General features: G+C 67.3%; 17 protein-coding genes. 8 read left to right on the top strand and 9 right to left on the bottom strand.

Annotation, left to right across the window (positions count from 1 at the left end; all coding sequences use genetic code 11):
- Both ABDC78_RS17785 and ABDC78_RS17790 read left to right on the top strand, forming a co-directional pair.
- Complete coding sequence (locus tag ABDC78_RS17785; RefSeq protein ID WP_178359837.1) at window positions 1-624, top strand: type II toxin-antitoxin system PemK/MazF family toxin; 624 nt, start codon at window positions 1-3, stop codon at window positions 622-624.
- A gap of 64 nt (window positions 625-688) precedes the next feature.
- Window positions 689-2,032, top strand: a complete 1,344-nt coding sequence (locus ABDC78_RS17790; RefSeq protein WP_178359836.1) for a DUF2252 domain-containing protein — start codon at window positions 689-691, stop codon at window positions 2,030-2,032.
- 31 nt (window positions 2,033-2,063) lie between these two features.
- Here the strand turns inward: ABDC78_RS17790 and ABDC78_RS17795 are convergent, their stop codons facing one another.
- Window positions 2,064-2,675 (bottom strand): GNAT family N-acetyltransferase, encoded by a 612-nt coding sequence (locus ABDC78_RS17795; RefSeq protein WP_178359835.1) that lies wholly within the window; start codon window positions 2,673-2,675, stop codon window positions 2,064-2,066.
- 4 nt (window positions 2,676-2,679) lie between these two features.
- Window positions 2,680-3,108, bottom strand: coding sequence for a CBS domain-containing protein (locus ABDC78_RS17800; protein ID WP_178359834.1), 429 nt, complete (start codon window positions 3,106-3,108; stop codon window positions 2,680-2,682).
- Window positions 3,109-3,219: 111 nt separating this feature from the next.
- On the opposite strand from ABDC78_RS17800, the gene ABDC78_RS17805 reads away from it, so the two are divergent.
- On the top strand, window positions 3,220-4,080 hold the full coding sequence (locus ABDC78_RS17805; RefSeq protein ID WP_178359833.1) for a ribonuclease Z: 861 nt from the start codon (window positions 3,220-3,222) through the stop codon (window positions 4,078-4,080).
- Here the strand turns inward: ABDC78_RS17805 and ABDC78_RS17810 are convergent.
- From ABDC78_RS17810 to ABDC78_RS17820, 3 genes are read right to left on the bottom strand one after another with little or no spacing between them, the layout of a single operon-like run.
- Complete coding sequence (locus ABDC78_RS17810; RefSeq protein WP_178359832.1) at window positions 4,064-4,903, bottom strand: transglutaminase family protein; 840 nt, start codon at window positions 4,901-4,903, stop codon at window positions 4,064-4,066. The two genes, ABDC78_RS17805 and ABDC78_RS17810, sit on opposite strands and share 17 nt — an antisense overlap.
- A 1-nt stretch (window position 4,904) precedes the next feature.
- Window positions 4,905-5,882, bottom strand: a complete 978-nt coding sequence (locus tag ABDC78_RS17815; protein WP_178359831.1) for an alpha-E domain-containing protein — start codon at window positions 5,880-5,882, stop codon at window positions 4,905-4,907.
- Complete coding sequence (locus ABDC78_RS17820; RefSeq protein WP_256736190.1) at window positions 5,882-7,489, bottom strand: circularly permuted type 2 ATP-grasp protein; 1,608 nt, start codon at window positions 7,487-7,489, stop codon at window positions 5,882-5,884. The genes ABDC78_RS17815 and ABDC78_RS17820 overlap by 1 nt, the downstream gene beginning before the upstream one ends.
- A 320-nt stretch (window positions 7,490-7,809) precedes the next feature.
- Between ABDC78_RS17820 and rpsT the strand changes: the two genes are divergently transcribed.
- Window positions 7,810-8,070: a 30S ribosomal protein S20 gene (rpsT, locus tag ABDC78_RS17825; protein WP_178359829.1), complete on the top strand. Its 261-nt coding sequence runs from the start codon at window positions 7,810-7,812 to the stop codon at window positions 8,068-8,070.
- A 7-nt stretch (window positions 8,071-8,077) separates the two neighbouring features.
- On the opposite strand, the gene holA is transcribed toward rpsT, so the two are convergent.
- The 3 genes from holA to ABDC78_RS17840 are packed head-to-tail and all read right to left on the bottom strand — an operon-like array spanning window position 8,078 to window position 11,362.
- Window positions 8,078-9,019, bottom strand: coding sequence for a DNA polymerase III subunit delta (gene holA / locus ABDC78_RS17830; protein WP_218620995.1), 942 nt, complete (start codon window positions 9,017-9,019; stop codon window positions 8,078-8,080).
- Complete coding sequence (locus ABDC78_RS17835; RefSeq protein ID WP_347133124.1) at window positions 9,000-10,556, bottom strand: ComEC/Rec2 family competence protein; 1,557 nt, start codon at window positions 10,554-10,556, stop codon at window positions 9,000-9,002. The genes holA and ABDC78_RS17835 overlap by 20 nt, the downstream gene beginning before the upstream one ends.
- Window positions 10,553-11,362 carry a ComEA family DNA-binding protein gene (locus ABDC78_RS17840; RefSeq protein WP_178359827.1) on the bottom strand — a complete coding sequence of 270 codons (810 nt, stop codon included), beginning with the start codon at window positions 11,360-11,362 and terminating at the stop codon, window positions 10,553-10,555. The genes ABDC78_RS17835 and ABDC78_RS17840 overlap by 4 nt, the downstream gene beginning before the upstream one ends.
- Before the next feature lie 112 nt (window positions 11,363-11,474).
- Between ABDC78_RS17840 and ABDC78_RS17845 the strand changes: the two genes are divergently transcribed.
- Genes ABDC78_RS17845 through ABDC78_RS17855 form a run of 3 tightly spaced genes read left to right on the top strand, consistent with a single transcriptional unit; the run spans window position 11,475 to window position 14,310 of the window.
- Entirely contained in the window at window positions 11,475-12,149 is a 675-nt protein-coding gene (locus ABDC78_RS17845) for a hypothetical protein (RefSeq protein WP_178359826.1), read from the top strand.
- Window positions 12,146-13,291 (top strand): acyl-CoA dehydrogenase family protein, encoded by a 1,146-nt coding sequence (locus tag ABDC78_RS17850; protein WP_178359825.1) that lies wholly within the window; start codon window positions 12,146-12,148, stop codon window positions 13,289-13,291. The genes ABDC78_RS17845 and ABDC78_RS17850 overlap by 4 nt, the downstream gene beginning before the upstream one ends.
- Window positions 13,288-14,310 carry an acyl-CoA dehydrogenase gene (locus ABDC78_RS17855; protein WP_178359824.1) on the top strand — a complete coding sequence of 341 codons (1,023 nt, stop codon included), beginning with the start codon at window positions 13,288-13,290 and terminating at the stop codon, window positions 14,308-14,310. The genes ABDC78_RS17850 and ABDC78_RS17855 overlap by 4 nt, the downstream gene beginning before the upstream one ends.
- A 1-nt stretch (window position 14,311) precedes the next feature.
- On the opposite strand, the gene ABDC78_RS17860 is transcribed toward ABDC78_RS17855, so the two are convergent.
- Window positions 14,312-15,112 (bottom strand): SDR family NAD(P)-dependent oxidoreductase, encoded by an 801-nt coding sequence (locus ABDC78_RS17860; RefSeq protein WP_178359823.1) that lies wholly within the window; start codon window positions 15,110-15,112, stop codon window positions 14,312-14,314.
- Window positions 15,113-15,170: 58 nt separating this feature from the next.
- Here ABDC78_RS17860 and ABDC78_RS17865 point away from each other — a divergent pair, with 58 nt between their 5' ends.
- Window positions 15,171-16,229, top strand: a complete 1,059-nt coding sequence (locus ABDC78_RS17865) for a dihydrodipicolinate reductase (RefSeq protein ID WP_178359822.1) — start codon at window positions 15,171-15,173, stop codon at window positions 16,227-16,229.
- Window positions 16,230-16,257: the final 28 nt, after the last annotated feature.

Here is a 16,257-nt window from a genome sequence, read left to right on the forward strand (position 1 = left end):
ATGCTGGCGGATATGGCGCCACCGTCATCGAATTGGAAGACGTTCCAGCGCTTCTTGCTCAAGAGCACCGAGAACCTCGTGTTCAACGAGGCCCCCAAACTGGCTCGTCAGCTGCAGAGGTCGGACACGATCCAGCGCGGCATCCAGCAGGGCATCAAGATCGGCCTGGACACCCTCACCGGATCGTCCGACAGCCCGACCCCCGCGTTGCCCGCCGGCCGTCCGGTGTCGCGCAACTTCGTTCCGAGCGCACACCGTGCCCGCAAGGTGGTCTACGCGCCGGACCTGGACGGTCAGGCCGACCCGGGCGAGGTCGTGTGGACCTGGGTTGTCTACGAGGACGACCCGAGCCGAGGAAAGGACCACCCGGTGCTGGTCGTCGGCCGCGACCGCAGCGTCCTGCTCGGCCTGATGCTCTCCAGCCAGGATCACCACCGCGACGACCCGAACTGGGTCAGCATCGGCAGCGGAAGCTGGGACTCGGAGGGTCGGGTCAGTTGGGTGCGGCTTGATCGGGTGCTCGACGTTCCCGAGGAAGGCATCCGGCGCGAGGGCGCGGTTCTGGAACGCCCGGTGTTCGACATCGTCGCCGCGCGACTGCGGGCCGAGTATTCCTGGTCCTGATCCGCGGCTATCCACAAACACGGACCACTAGGGAACAGTGACGACAACTGAATCGGCTCGACGGATGCGCGATGCGCTCCCCCGGCGCGCACAGGCCAGACTGCACATCGACGAGGGGCGCGACCCCATCGGTGTCCTGGAGCGCCAGCACCAGGCACGACTACCCGAACTGGTCCCCGTGCGTGTCGGGCGAATGGTGCAGTCTCCGTTCGCGTTCTACCGCGGCACCGCCGCGGTCATGGCCTCCGACCTCCGTGACGCTCCCACCACCGACGTCGACGTCGTGTCCTGCGGAGATGCGCACATCTCCAACTTCGGGTTCTACGCTTCCCCGGAGCGCGCGCTCGTCTTCGACCTCAACGACTTCGACGAAGGTGGCGTCGCGCCGTGGGAATGGGATCTGAAGCGGCTCACCGCGAGCATCCACATCGGCGGCCGTGACATCGGGATGAGCGAGCAGGCCTGCGTCGACGCGACCACCGGCGCTGCCGACACCTACCGGACCGCGCTCCAGACCTTCCTGCGCAGCACCGCCACCGAGCGGTACTTCGCCAGGGTCGATACCTCCACGGTCGCCGAGCATTTTGGCCGCGAGGGGAGGAAAGCCGTCAACAAGGCCACCAGCAAGGCACGCACCCGCACCTCGGAGCAGGTTCTGCGCAAACTCACGATGACCGATGGCGACGGCCCCACCCGCATCGTCGACCAACCGCCCGTGCTCCGGCACGTCGACCATGCCAGCACAGCGGAGTTGCGTTCGCTGTTCGACCAGTACCGATCGACTTTGCGCGAAGATGTCGCCTTCCTCCTGTCCCAGTACGAATTGGTGGACTACGCCCTGCGGGTGGTGGGTGTCGGCAGCGTGGGGACGCGCTGCTACCTGCTCGCCTTCGAGGGCCCGAGCGGGGATGCCCTGTTCTTGCAGGCCAAGGAAGCCCCGCCGTCGGTCCTCGTGTCCCACGGCGGCCGAACGTCCAGCATCCCCGGGTACGAGGGCGACGCACCTCCCAGCGAGGGGCACCGCGTCGTCGCTGCCCAACGCATCCTCCAAGCCAACTCCGACCCGTTCCTCGGATGGATCACCGGGTGGGCGGGCGACTCAGCGACCCGGCACCGCGTCGACTACTACTGGCGGCAGTTTCGCGACATGAAGGGGTCCATCGAGCCGGCGACCCTCAGCACTACCGAGTTCGTCGCGTACGGCAAGCTCTGCGCCTCGCTCCTGGCACGGGCACATGGCCAGTCGCCCAACGCCCGCGACGTCGCCGCATACCTGGGACGGTCCACAAGGTTCGCCGAGGCGATCGGCACCTGGTCACGGGCGTATGCCGACGTGGCCGAAGCCGACTTCGAGCTACTGCGACAGGCGATCGCCTCCGGCCGGCTGCCCTGCGAGAGGGGCGCCTGAGGCGTCTGCGGCTCGACGCCGGGTTCTGGCCTCAGCGCGGCTGACGCCACATCTGCCACATCGTGGGCCCGCCGTCGGGAAGGGTGAGCTCTCCGGTCACGTCGAAGCCCCACCGCATGTAGTACGGCACGTTGGATTCCTTGCTCGACTCCAGATAGGCGGGGGCGCCCTCGGCGTCGCAGCGGTCCAGCCGCGACCGCATCAGCACCTGCCCGAAGCCGGCCCCGCGGACATCGGGATCACTACCGATCACAGCGAGATACCAGTGCGGCTCCTCGGGATGGCTGCGTTTCATCAGCTCGCTCATGGCCTTGCCCCGCCTGAAATGCCACCCCATCGCCAGCAGGAAGTTCGGCATCATCCGCAATTCCTCACGCGGGGTCTGCTTCCAGCGGCCCGGCGGATCCCACAGCGCCGCAGCTCCCACCTCCCCGGCCCGGCTCGCCACTTCGACGGCGTCGCCGGCCAGGAAGTGGTGGCGCGTCATCGCCCCGAAGACACGCGGCAGCGCCCTGGCCCGGCGTGCCTCGTCGGGCAGCATCCACTGCATCACCGGATCGTCGAAGAAGGCCCGGGCCAGCACCCGCGCCAGAGCACCCACGTCGGGTTTCTGTGCGACGCGGACGTCGATGGCCTGCGGCACCCGGTCAGCCCTGCGTGATGTAGGCCTGGAGCTGCTGCTGCTCGCGCTCGAGTTCCTCCATGCGGATCTTGACGACGTCACCGATGCTGACGATCCCCGCGAGTCGGCCGTCGACCACCACGGGAACGTGGCGGACCCTGTTGGTTGTCATCAACACGCTGAGCTTGTCCACCGAGTCGTTCGGCGAGCACGTCGCCACCAGCGTCGTCATGATCTCCGATACCGGACGGCTGAGCAGCTCGGCACCGATCTCGTGCAGCATTCGCACCACGTCCCGCTCGGACACGATGCCGAGCAATCCATCCGGCGAGACCACCACCATCGCGCCGATGTTGCGCACGGACAGTTCGGTCAGCAGGCCGGCAACCGAAGTCTCCGGCGTGATCGTGGCCACCGTCGCACCCTTGTTGCGTAAGACGTCGGATATCCGCATCGCCCTCTCCGCCCATCGTGACTTCCCTCACACCCCAGGCTAGGCAATAAGACGGCCGGGTTCGGCGTTTTCGGCCCCCCGGACAGCGATACACGGAGTTAGGTGGGAGCCATGATCGAAGTCACCCTGTTGGGAACCGGCAGCCCCATCCCCGACGCGCGCCGCGCGGGACCGTCGACGCTCGTGCGGGCGGGCGGTCAGACGTTCCTCGTGGACTGCGGGCGCGGGGTGCTGCAGCGCATGGCCGCTCTCGGCACGGGTGCCAACAACATCAGCGCGCTGCTGCTGACCCATCTGCACAGCGACCACATCGCCGACCTGGGCGACGTGATCATCACCCGGTGGGTGTCGAACTTCGCTCCGGATCTGGCACCGTTGCCGATCATCGGCCCGCCGGGAACAGCAGAGGTCGTCGAGAACATGATGAAGGCGTTCAACTTCGACATCGGATACCGCATCGCACACCACGCCGACCTGACCACGCCGCCGCCGGTCGAGGTCGAGGAAGTCACCGACGGCGTGGTGTGGGGCCGCGACGGCGTCCAGATCCGGGTCGCGCCCACCGATCACCGGCCCGTCGCGCCGACGATCGGGTTCCGCGTCGAGCACGAGGGCGCATCGGTGGTGCTGGCCGGCGATTCGGTGCCCTGCCCCACGCTCGACGAGCTGGCAGCCGGCGCAGGGGCACTGGTGCACACTGCGATTCGCAAAGATCTCATCGACCCGCTGCCGATGCAGCGGATCCGGGACATCTGCGACTACCACTCATCGGTGGAACAGGCAGCCGCCACCGCTGCTCGCGCCGGCGTCGGCATCCTGATCCTGACCCACTACGTGCCCGCCATCCAGCCGGGCCAGGAAGAGGACTGGCGGGCGCTGGCCGCGTCGGAGTTCGACCGTCAGATCGAGATCGGCGACGACCTGCACCGCGTGGAGGTACACCCCGGCGTGTGCACTAAGCCAGCCGGGTGATCTCCACGACGACGTCCAGATCGGTTGATCCCTCACCCGAGTAGATCCCCTTGAGCGGGGTGACATCCGCATAGTCACGGCCCACACCCACGCTGATGTACTGCTCGTTGATCTCCTTGTCGTTGGTGGGGTCGTAGTGCCACCACTCCCCCGTCCACGCCTGGATCCAGGCATGGCTCTGACCTTCGACGGTGTCGCCCATCTTCGCGTTCCGCTTCGGATGCAGGTAACCCGACACGTATCGTGCCGGAATCCCCATGCCGCGCAACAACATCAACGTCAGATGCGCGAAGTCCTGACACACTCCCCGACCCTCGCGCAACGCGTCGACACCCGAGGTGTGCACGCCGGTGGTGCCGGGCACGTACTTCAGTTCGCCCTGCACCCAGCGTGCGGCCTCGATGACGGCCTCGGTGGGGTCGTGATACTTGGCGATACGCCGGCCCACCCGTTCGATCCGCTTGCTCGCGGGCACATAGTGGGTGGGAGCGAGCATCTCGTCGTACTTGTCGATCACCGCCTCGCTGGCGAGGTCCTCCCAGCTGATCTTGATCTTCGGGACCTCAGGCTTGTCGGTCTCCACCACCGAGGACGCGGTGACCTCCAACTCGGTGTGCGGGGCGTGCAGGTCGAACGACGTGACCGCGGTGCCCCAGTAGTCGACATAGCGGTACGACCTTGTGGCGGGGATGGTTTCGACCCGATTGAGGATGACGTTCTGCCTCGAATCAGATCGTGGCGTCAGGCGTGCCTCGTTGAACGACGCCGTCACCGGAGACTTGTAGGCATAGCCGGTGGCATGGATGATCCGCATACGCCACATATCAGACCTCGCCTTCCTCGATCACCAGCGAGCCGTCGCGGCCCGCATCCGTCCACGCCACCCACGGTGCGGAGTGGAAGTACTCCAGCGCCAACGCTTCTCCGACGTCGGCGCATGTCGCCTGAATGGCGGCCAATCGTTCCTCGAGCGACTCCAGTAGCACACCCTGCGGCATGAACTCCAGCTCGCTGCGGGCGCGTCCGAGCAGACGTTGCGCCTCCGCCGTCGCACCCACCCGGTTGAGCCGTCGCTTGTGCAGTTCGTCGAGGCTGTGTTCGGCCAGCCGCAGCGAGTACATCACCGAACGCGGAAAGAGCCTGTCCAACAACATGAACTCGACGACACGGGCGGCGTCGAGCACCCCGCGGTAGGTGCGCAGATACGTATCATGCGCACCCGCGGAGCGCAGCACCGTGACCCAGGCCGGCGAAGACGCGCTGTCACCGACACGGGCGAGCAGCAGGCGCACCGTCATGTCGACACGTTCGATGGCCCGGCCCAGCACCATGAACCGGTAGCCGTCGTCGCGGGACAACGTGGAGTCGGCCAGACCGGCGAACATCGCCGCGCGGCCTTCGACGTAGGACAGGAACTCGTGCGGCCCGAGGCGTTTGGCGGCCCGCTCGCGCTCGGCCAGCGCGTTGTAGGTGGTGTTGAGACACTCCCAGATTTCGGTGGACGTGACCTCCCTTGCGCCGCGGGCATTCTCCCGGGCCGCCGAGATCGCGTCGACGATGGAGCAGCCGCCGTGCGTGTCGCGGCTGAACGCAACCAGGTCGGTCAGCGACCACACATCCAGGTCGATGTCGGGGGGTTCGATACCGAGAACCCGCAGCAGCGTGCGCGACGCCTGGTTGGGGTCCACGCTGGAATCCTCGAGCAGTTGGTGCACCGTGACGTCCAGGATGCGGGCCGTGTCGTCAGCGCGCTCGACATAGCGCCCGATCCAGTACAGGGACTCGGCGTTACGTGCCAACATCAGTCGACCACCGCCTGTTGTTGCTGCTGCTGTTGCTGTTGGCTCTGACCGGGGCCGGCCGCGTGAGACTGCTGTTGCTGCGTCTGCTGGGACGACGAACCGTCGCCGTTCTTCTCGGCCTTGGATCCCCTGGTGGCCTTCGGAAGTGACCGAACCACTTCTGCGGCAGCCAGTTCGCGGTCGGCCACCGACGCGCGCGAGGCAAGCACCCAGGTGTCCTTCGATCCACCACCCTGACTGGAGTTCACCACCAGCGAGCCTTCCGGTAGCGCCACCCGCGTGAGACCACCGGGCAGCACCCAGACGTCGTCTCCGTCGTTGACAGCGAAGGGGCGCAGATCGACGTGCCGGGGCGAGAGTTCGTCGCCGATCTGGGTCGGCACCGTCGACAACTGCACCACCGGCTGTGCGATCCAGCCGCGCGGGTCTGCGTTGATCTTCCGCGAGATCGTGGCCAGCTCCTTCTCCGAGGCGTTGGGGCCGAAGACGATGCCGTAGCCACCGGAACCCTCGACCGGTTTGATGACCAACTCGTCGACGCGGTCGAGCACCTCCTCGCGTTCCTCGGGGAGCCAGCACCGGAAGGTGTCGACGTTGGCCAGCAGCGGCTTCTCGCCGAGGTAGTACTCGATGATCGTCGGCACGTAGGTGTAGACGAGCTTGTCGTCGCCGACGCCGTTGCCCACGGCGCTGGAGATGACGACGTTGCCGGCCCGGGCGGCGTTGAGGATGCCCGCCACGCCCAGCACCGAGTCGGGTTTGAACTGCATCGGGTCCAGGAAGTCGTCGTCGATACGTCGATAGACGACGTCGACCTGGCGTTCGCCCTCGGTGGTGCGCATGTACACGGTGTTGTCCCGGCAGAACAGGTCGCGGCCCTCGACGAGTTCCACGCCCATCTGCCGGGCCAGCAGCGAATGCTCGAAGTACGCGGAGTTGTAGACACCAGGGGTGAGCACCACGACCGTCGGATCGGCGACGTTGTTGGCCGCGGCGTTGCGCAGCGCCCGCAGCAGATGCGACGCGTAGTCGCCGACCGCACGGACCCGGTGGGTCGCGAACAGGTTCGGGAACACCCGGGCCATGGTGCGGCGGTTCTCCATCACATACGACACCCCCGAGGGTGAGCGGAGATTGTCCTCGAGCACCCGGAAGTTGCCCTGTCCGTCACGAACCAGATCGATGCCGGCGACATGGATGCGCACCCCGTTGGGCGGCATGATGCCGACAGCCTCGCGGTGGAAGTGCTCGCAGGAGGTGACCAACCGGCGCGGGATGACACCGTCGCGAAGAATCTCCTGCTCGCCGTAGATGTCGCTCAGATACATCTCCAGCGCCTTGACGCGCTGGCGGATGCCGCGCTCCAGGCGGGTCCACTCCGCTGCCGAGATCACCCTCGGGACCAGGTCGAGCGGGAACGGCCGCTCCTGGCCGGAGAGCGAGAACGTGATGCCTTGATCGATGAACGCACGCCCGAGCGCATCCGCGCGTGCTTCCAGATCGGAGACGTCGGACGGGGCGAGTTCGGTGTGAATGCCCTTGTAGGGGCCCCGGACGTTGCCCTGGCCGTCGAACATCTCGTCGAAGGCCTCGGCGTACGTGCCCATGGTGTTGTAACCACCGAAGACGCCGTCGTGCCGTTTGGCCGTCTTGGAGTTACTGCGTGAGGTCCGTGTGCTCTGGGTCGCCAAGATGTCTTGTGCTCCTCACGTGGGCGGTCTATGGAGTTTCTGGTGCAGTCCTATTCCCATGCGACGCGATTCGCATACGCACGAATGCCATGCTGCAACATTTCTGCCGTTCCGGCAGGCCAGTGGGTCTCGCTTTGGGACATTTGTGACCTCGCTGGTAACCTGAACAGTCGCTGCCCCCCGTGGGCGCCCACAGACTCAAGCAATCCCGTCGAGATTTACGAAGGAATACACGCGTGGCCAACATCAAGTCGCAGCAGAAGCGAATCCTCACCAACGAGCGCCGCAGGCTGCGCAACAAGTCGGTGAAGTCGTCCCTGCACACGGCGGTGCGTGGTTTCCGTGCGGCGCTCGAGTCCGGCGACAAGGAGAAGGCCGGCGAACTCCTCGCTGCGACCACCCGTCAGCTGGACAAAGCGGCCACCAAAGGCGTGATCCACAAGAATCAGGCCGCCAACCGCAAGTCCGCGCTCACCCAGGCCTTCAACAAGATCTGAGTCCGGCTCAGTCCGCGACCAGCTCGGCTACCCTGCGGACTGCGGTCTCCAGCGCGTAGTCCGCATCCGCCGCCGCCCCCTTGACGTCGGCGTTCAGCGCGGCCACCAGCCTCATCGCCTCGGCGACGGAGTCTCTCGACCACCGGCGCGCCTGCTTCTGCGCCTTTTGCACCCGCCACGGCGGCATGCCCAGCTCACCGGCCAATCGGTAGGGGTCGCCGGACAGCGGCCCGACCCGGGCGATCGTGTGCACCGCCTCGGCCAGCGCGTCGGCCAGCACCACCAGCGGTTCGCCACCCATCATCGCCCAGCGCAATGCCTCGGCAGCGCCGGCGACATCCCCGACGACCGCCTTGTCGGCGATGGCGAAGCCCTTCACCTCGGCTTTACCCGAGTGGTAGCGGCGCACAGCGGCCGCGCTGAGGTCACCTCCGGTGTCGGCGACAAGCTGCGAACACGCCGCAGCCAGCTCACGAAGATCGGAGCCGACGGCGTCGAGCACCGCGGTCACCGTGTCGTCGTCGGCCTTCACCCGCAGCGCGCGGAACTCCTTGCGGACGAAATCGGACCGCTCGGATGCCTTGGTGACCTTGGCGCACGGGTGAACCTGCGCTCCCTGCTTCTTGAGATGGTCGGCGAGGGACTTCGCTCGGCCGCCACCGGAGTGCGCCACCACGAGCATCGTCCCTTCGGGCAGATCCGCAGCAGCCGATTCGATGATCGCGACCGACTCCTTGCCCGCTTCGGCGGCGGCCTCCAGCACCACCACACGTTCGTCGGCGAACAGCGACGGGCTGAGCAACTCAACGAGTTCGCTGGTGCTGACTTCGCCCGCGCGGAGCCGATCGACCGGGACGTCAGCGGTGCCCGCCGACGCCCGTGCCTGCTGCAGCACCGACGCGATGGCTCGCTCGACCAATAGCTCTTCGTCACCCAGGATCAGGTGCAGGCCGGTCACCTCTTGACTCACCGGACGATCGTGCCACGACCCCGCGACAACGACTGCACCACCAATGCCACACGGCCGCGGTGACGACCGCGCCGACCGCTACGGTGACCACCCCGGCGAGACCCGACGGGACCGCCACCGCCGCCGCGGGTACGTCCGCGGCCCAGCGCGCCACGCTCAGCAGCCACCACACCTCCGGACCGGTGAACCGGATCAGCAGTTCGGCTCCCGCGGGCCACACCGGACACAGCGCGGCAGCGGCGGTGCCGATAACAGTGATCGGCGGGATCACCGGCGCCACCACCAGGTTCGCAGCGACCGCCACCAGGCTCACCGTGCCCGAAATGCCGGCCACCAGCGGCGCAGTGACCAGTTGCGCGGCGATGGCGACGCTCACCGCGTCAGCGAGTGGTTTCGGCCAACCACGACCGGTGAGGCGCCGCGACCAGCCCGGGGCGATCAGCACCAGCGCGGCCGTTGCCGATACCGACAGCGCGAACCCGACGTCCACGGCGAGCCCGGGCGCGCCGATCATCAGGATGATGACCGTCGCCGACAGCGCGGGCAACGCCTGCCGGCGCCGGTGCGACAGCACGGCCAGCAGCGTGATCGCTCCCATCACCGCCGCGCGCAGCACGCTCGCCGACGGCTGCACCACCACAACAAACGCCACCAGGGTGAGCGCGGCCAGGAAGACGGCCGCGCGCGGCCCGATCAGCACCGCGGTCAACAACACCGCACCGCAGACGATCGTCACGTTCGCCCCCGACACGGCGGTCAGATGCGTCAGCCCCGACAGGCGGAAATCCTGGGTGGTCTGCTGGGGTACCCCCGACGTGTCTCCCAGGACGAGTGCCGGCAGCATCGCCGCCTGGTCAGCGGGCAGCACGATCCGGGAGGCGTACGCGAAACGATCGCGGATGTGATGCGCCGCCTGGTGTATCGGGGCCGCGGCACCGAAGGCGGGCTCGCCTCTGGCCGTGAGCGTGGCGACCGTGAGGTCGCGCCGCTTCGGCGCGCCGATCTGCGCCCGGAAGGCCGCGGGCTGACCCGCCGTGAGTCGCGAGTACCCGCCGGCAGAGGCGAACACGATGACCTTGCCGGAGGACGGGGTGCCGTCGAGTTCCAGCAGGGCCCCGCGGAACATCGTGCGGCCGCCGTGAAGCACCCGTGGCGTCTCCGACGGAACGACAACCACGGCGGTGGCCTGGCCCACGTAACCCAGCGCCGGGTGGTGGCGAACCTCGTTGACACGCAACAACACAGCCACGGCGAATCCGCCACCCACCAGCAGCACAGTCGCCACGGCGGCAGCCAAACCCCGCCGATCGGTGTCGCGGCGCCGACCACGGCTACCCCACCACCCGGCCGCTGCGGTGGCTGCGACCGAAACGGCGATCGCGGCGAACATGCCCGGCTGAGCCCACAGGATTCCCGCCGCGGTGACCGCCCAGCAGGTCAGTGCCGCCGGGACAAGCCGCAGGTCGAGCGTGGCGACGTCGGTCGGCCCGGACGTCGGGGACGATCCGGACGTCACACGCGGACATGATCGCGCAGCTTGTCCAGCCGAGCCGGGCCGATGCCGTCGACCTCGGCCAGTTGATCCACGCTGCCGAACCGGCCGTTGGCGTCGCGCCACGCGACGATCGCGGCGGCGGTCACCGGACCCACCCCGGGAAGGGTGTCGAGTTCGTCGACCGCCGCGGTGTTGAGATCCACCAAAGTGTTTGCCGTCGAGGCAGTTTCCGCTGAAGGCGCCCCGGCGGCCGAGGGCGCCGGATCCGACACGATCGAACTGCCCATCTCCACGGGTTGGCCGGGTGGCGCCCCGATTCCGACGACGATCTGCTCGCCGTCGGCGACTCTTCTCGCCATGTTCAGGCCCATCACGTCGGCGCCGTCGAGCGCGCCGCCGGCGGCGTCGAGCGCATCGGCGATCCGGGCACCGGGAGCGAGGGTGACCAGCCCCGGCGTGGTGACCAGACCGACGACGCTGACGACCACCGGCGGCGCCGGTCCGGGTGCCACCGAACCCGGGGCCGGCGAGGCCGAGGACACCATCTCCACCGGCGGCAGTTTCGCCGACACCACCGCCGGAGGTCGATCGGAGAGCAGGGTCAACACCGTCACCAGCACGGCGACGGCGCCGACAACCCCCAGCGCGACGACACCGGCACGACCCGGGTCCGCTCTGATCGTCGACAGCCAGCCGGCGGATCCCGATGGAGTGTTCTCCGGTAGCCATCGCGACAGTGAGGTATCGCGCGGTTCGTCGGGGTCGTCGTCTTCGGCGGCGGCGCCCAGACGTCGACGCAGCCGCTCTACGGGCAGTTCGGTGGACATGGGCCGACCGTAAGCGCGTCGGCCGACGTCAGGCGTCCGCGCCGGGGTGCACGGACGAAGCCTGGGGACGAACTCCGCATTGGGGACGGCGGTGGCTACGATTGCTCCCGATATGAACCGTCGAGCACCGATGATCGCAGGCCTCGCGTTCGCGGTGCTCTACGCGACGGCCGTGCTGGTGATCCCCACGGTCTCAGGCGTCGACGACGACGCTGCCGCGCGGGTCCAGGCGCTGCTGCTGGCGTTCTCCACGCTCGGCCTCGTGGTGGTGCTCACCTTCGCGCGCGACCGCCTGACCGGTCCGTCGGGCCACCTGTTCACGATCGGATCGGCGGTGCTGGTCGCCCAACTGTGTGTGGCGATCTGGTTCACCGGCGGGCCTGCATTGCGCCCCGGCCAGCTGGCGACGAGCACTGCGCGCGTCATCGGAGACGTCGGCTCGCTGTGGCTGCCCGCCGCCACGATCGCCAACATCATGGTCGCCGTCCCGATCCTGTTGGCCGCCAACGAGGGTCGCCTTCCGCGATGGCTCGGCACAGCGGCGGCGATCTTCACCGTCGAGCAGCTTCTCGAGACCATCACGATCATCGGGCCGCCCGGCAGCTTCATCTCCCCCGGCGGGCCGATGAACCACTATCTCGGCGGAACGCTGACCGTGCTGTTCTATCTCGGCCTCGGGATCGCGTTGTCGCGCCCCGAAGACACCGCGGACCGCCCGGCACCCCGCGACGACGCGGGTACCGTCGAGGAAAAGGGTGCGGTAGACGAACGCGCAGGAGATCCATGACACTTGACCGGTTGGTACCCCGATCGGCCGTCGACCCGTCAGCCACCGCGGAACTGCGTAACGAGGTGCGGCAGTTCCTCGCCGAGCAGCGAGCTGCGGGCGCGTACACCCCGACCGTCGACGCCTGGCTCAGCGCGTGGGACGAAGACTTCACCGCTTCGCTCGCAGCGCGCGGCTGGCTGGGTATGACGGTGCCGGTCGCCTACGGCGGGCACGGACTCTCGTTCCTCGAGCGGTTTGTCGTCACCGAGGAACTGCTTGCCGCCGGTGCGCCGGTCGCCGCCCACTGGATCGCCGACCGGCAGATCGTGCCCTCACTGCTGAAGTACGGCACCGAGTTTCAACGGTCGGAGTTTCTCCCCAGGATCGTGCGCGGTGAGTGCTTCTTCGGCATCGGGATGAGCGAACCGGACTCGGGATCTGATCTCGCCAGCGTGCGCACCCGTGCCGAACGAGTGGAAGGCGGCTGGGCACTGACCGGCACCAAGGTCTGGACCTCCGGTGCTCATCTTGCGCACGCCTTCATTGCGCTGGCCCGCAACGAGCCCGTCGATCCGGCGCATCGCCACGCCGGTCTCAGCCAGTTCATCGTCGACCTGCGTGGTCCCGGGGTCGAGATCCGACCCATCGTCTCGATGAACGGTGCGCACCACTTCAACGAGGTGATCCTCGATGGAGCTTTTGTCCCCGACTCCATGGTGTTCGGCGAGATCGGGCAGGGCTGGCAGCAGGTGACGTCCGAGCTTGCGTTCGAGCGAAGCGGCTCCGAGCGGTTCCTGTCGACGTTTGTGCTTCTTGATGCCTGCGCGGAGGAGATGTCTCAGCGTCGGCTTCCACGCTCTGCGGATCTCGGGCGATTGGTGGCGCGGATCGCCGGACTCCATCAGATGTCCGCCGCGATCGCGGCCGCTCTGGAACGACATGAACCCGCCGACGTGCCCGCGGCTGTGGTGAAGGTCCTGGGCACCACCACCGAGGGCGACATCGCGGAGTTCGCCCATCTCGCGGGTGAACATGATGTGGGACAACACTTTTCGGACGTGGCCAATATGGCCGTTGATCAGCGGCCGGGGTTCACGCTGCGCGGCGGCACCAACGAGGTGCTGCGCGGCGTGATCGCCCGCGGCTTGGGGATGCGATGACAGCGCCTCAGGTCGACCCGGCCCTCACGGAGATGATGGATGCGGTCTTCGCCGAGAAGCGCAACTCCGATACCCATTCGCGGGTGCCGGTTTTTGATGCCGACCTGTGGCACCAACTCGATGAGTTGGGACTGGTTCGGCTCACCGGCGCCGAGCAGTCCGGCGGCAGTGGGGCCGGTTGGTACGAGGCGGCCGAACTGCTGACCGCCGCAGTCCGCCACGGCGTTCGGATTCCGTTGGCCGAGAACGACCTCTTGGCATGCTGGCTTCTGGAGGCCGCCGGGATGCCCGTGGACGCCGCGACGCGCACGGTCTGTCTGCTCGATGAGGGCGGGCAGGCTTCGGCGGTGCCGTGGGCATCGGTCGTCGAACGGATCGTGGTGGTGTGGCCAGACGCCGACCAGTACCTGGCCGCCGATGCCGGAGTCAGCGATGTGACGATCACGCCCGGCACCAACATGATCGGTGAACCTCGCGACACCGTCGTCGTTGATCCGAACTCGTTGGGCGGCGTTCAGGTGACCGCAGAACTTGTCGGACAGCTCCGGTTGAAGTCTGCTCTGGTCAGGTCGATACAGGTGTGCGCGGCTCTGGACGAAGCGCTGGCGTCGTCGATAGACCATGTGACCTCGCGTCAGCAATTCGGTCGTCCGCTGTCGAAGTTCCAGGCCGTCCAACATCTGGTCTCCGATATCGCCGCCGAAGCCGCGCTCGCACGATCCGCCACCGAGGCCGCGCTGTCCGCTGCGGTGGACAGCAATTGGTCAGCACCACATCTGGATTTCCTTGTGGCGGCGGCACGTTCGTGCACCGGCCATGCCGCGTCGGTGGTGGTGCGTAACGCTCATCAGGTGCACGGCGCGATGGGAACCACCAGCGAGCACCGATTGCACGAGTTCACCCGGGCTGCACTGGCGTGGCGATCGGAGTTCGGTTCCGTGCGGTACTGGGACGACCGGTTGACCGACATGGCGCTGCACGCGGGAGGCGATCGGCTGTGGAGTCTGATCAATCCGTGATCTAGCGGACGATGACAGAACTCGGTTCCCTTGGAGCTCCTAGCATCTCGCGGTGCGACGGCGGTGTGCGACCGCCTTCGTCGGTGATCCCGTACCGCTGTCCCAGCTCGGCCCCGATGACTGCGTGGCCGCTCAGTTCACCCAGCGCCGGATCGTGGTATAGCGCGTCGATCAGGTGTCCGGTGAATTCCGGTGTCTCCGCCTGTTCGGCGAACCCTGCCAGCGCCTCTGGTTTGCCGTCAAATGCCGAGCGCAGCTTGTCGGTCAACAGGATTCCCATCCAGATCGACACCGTCGTCACCCCGGTGCCGCGGAAGTCGACAGCCATGTCGGCGACCATCTTGTCGACGCCCGCCTTCTGCGCGCCGTAGGCCGGGCCGTGCATGTAGCACACCGCACCCGGCGACGACGTGAACACCATCAGGCCGTGTTCGCCGGCAAGCAGCAGCGGCGCGGCGTGCCATGCCGCGACGTAGGACGACCGAAGCCCGACGTCCAGCACGTCGGCCAACTCGCGAGGCTTCTCCCAGAACGGCTTGGGGCCGATGAGGTCATCGGAGATGGCCGCGGCGTTGTTCACCAGCAGATCCAGCCGACCGGCCTCGTGGCCGACGCGCTCGAACAGGCCGCAGACCGCGTCGTCGTCGCGATGGTCCAGCGGTACTCCGGTTCCCCAGCCCGGGTCTTCGACGATGCTGCGGCCGGTTCCGTAGACCCTCCAGCCCACTGCGGCAAGCGCCGTCGCGATTCCCTGCCCGGCACCGCTACTGGCACCGGTCACCACTGCCACCGTGTCAGTCATGTAGACACCCTAAGGGCAGTACTTTGATCTGTTGACCCACTCTCGACGAGGAGATGTCATGAGCCGAGCGACCACCGACCGACCGCTACGCGTCATCCAGTGGACCACCGGAAACATCGGAAGACGGTCGCTGCACGCGATCATCGGCCGCAATGACATGGAACTGGTCGGCGTGTATGCCCACGGCGCGGACAAGGTCGGTGTGGATGCCGCCGAGTTGTCCGGGTGGCCCGAACCCACCGGGATCAAGGCCACCGACAACATCGACGAACTGGTGGCACTGCGGCCTGACGCCTGCTGCTACAACCCGTTGTGGCCCAGCATCGACGAGCTGACACAACTGCTGGAGGCCGGTATCAACGTCTGCTCCACCGCCGCCTGGATCACCGGCGGCAAGCAGTCACCGGAGGATCTCGATCGGATCCGGAAAGCTTGCGAGAAGGGCGATTCCACGATCTTCGGCAGCGGTGCGCACCCTGGCATGAGCAACCTGGTGGGGATGGTTCTGTCCGGTTCATGCGAGCGGGTCGACGAGATCCGGATCACCGAGTCAGTCGACTGCTCGACCTACGAATCCGCGGGCACCCAGACCGCGATGGGGTTCTCCCAGGACCCCGACACCCCCGGCCTCGCCGAGAGTGTGGGCAGGGAGAGCGAGGTCTTCGCCGAGTCCGCGGCGATGATGGCCGATGCCATCGGGGCGAAGCTGGACCGGATCACGTTCGACGTGACGTTCACTGCGGCCACCGGTGACAGTGACCTCGGGTTCATGAAGATTCCGAAGGGCACGGTCGCCGGGGTACACGGGTATCACCGAGGCTGGGTGGGTGACCACAATGTGGTCAGCGTCGGCTTCAACTGGATCATGGGCGAGCACGTCACCCCACCCAAGCCCCTCGAGCACGGACATGTTGTTCAGGTCTTCGGACTGCCGAACATGCGCACGGTGGTGCACTGCCTGCCGCCGAAGGACTGGACCGAACCGGGATTCATGGGGCTGGGGATGATCTACACCGCGATGCCGGTGACCAACGCCGTCCCCGTTGTCGTTGCCGCGCCTCCGGGAATCGTGACGCTGGCTGATCTCCCGCCGATCACCGGACGCTCGTCGGTGTGAGGGACTGTGGAAATAACGGTGTTTCCGG

This window comes from Mycobacterium sp. DL (genome assembly GCF_039729195.1).
GTDB classification, from domain to species: domain Bacteria; phylum Actinomycetota; class Actinomycetes; order Mycobacteriales; family Mycobacteriaceae; genus Mycobacterium; species Mycobacterium hippocampi_A.

Bases quoted from the DNA above. Each gene is read 5' to 3' on its own strand.
- ABDC78_RS17785 (WP_178359837.1), top strand. From the start codon at position 1: ATGCTGGCGGATATGGCGCCACCGTCATCGAATTGGAAGACGTTCCAG.
- ABDC78_RS17790 (WP_178359836.1), top strand. From the start codon at position 689: ATGCGCGATGCGCTCCCCCGGCGCGCACAGGCCAGACTGCACATCGAC.
- ABDC78_RS17800 (WP_178359834.1), bottom strand. From the start codon at position 3,108: ATGCGGATATCCGACGTCTTACGCAACAAGGGTGCGACGGTGGCCACG.
- ABDC78_RS17805 (WP_178359833.1), top strand. From the start codon at position 3,220: ATGATCGAAGTCACCCTGTTGGGAACCGGCAGCCCCATCCCCGACGCG.
- ABDC78_RS17810 (WP_178359832.1), bottom strand. From the start codon at position 4,903: ATGTGGCGTATGCGGATCATCCATGCCACCGGCTATGCCTACAAGTCT.
- ABDC78_RS17815 (WP_178359831.1), bottom strand. From the start codon at position 5,882: ATGTTGGCACGTAACGCCGAGTCCCTGTACTGGATCGGGCGCTATGTC.
- ABDC78_RS17820 (WP_256736190.1), bottom strand. From the start codon at position 7,489: ATGGGCACGTACGCCGAGGCCTTCGACGAGATGTTCGACGGCCAGGGC.
- ABDC78_RS17840 (WP_178359827.1), bottom strand. From the start codon at position 11,362: ATGTCCACCGAACTGCCCGTAGAGCGGCTGCGTCGACGTCTGGGCGCC.
- ABDC78_RS17845 (WP_178359826.1), top strand. From the start codon at position 11,475: ATGAACCGTCGAGCACCGATGATCGCAGGCCTCGCGTTCGCGGTGCTC.
- ABDC78_RS17850 (WP_178359825.1), top strand. From the start codon at position 12,146: ATGACACTTGACCGGTTGGTACCCCGATCGGCCGTCGACCCGTCAGCC.
- ABDC78_RS17855 (WP_178359824.1), top strand. From the start codon at position 13,288: ATGACAGCGCCTCAGGTCGACCCGGCCCTCACGGAGATGATGGATGCG.
- ABDC78_RS17860 (WP_178359823.1), bottom strand. From the start codon at position 15,112: ATGACTGACACGGTGGCAGTGGTGACCGGTGCCAGTAGCGGTGCCGGG.
- ABDC78_RS17865 (WP_178359822.1), top strand. From the start codon at position 15,171: ATGAGCCGAGCGACCACCGACCGACCGCTACGCGTCATCCAGTGGACC.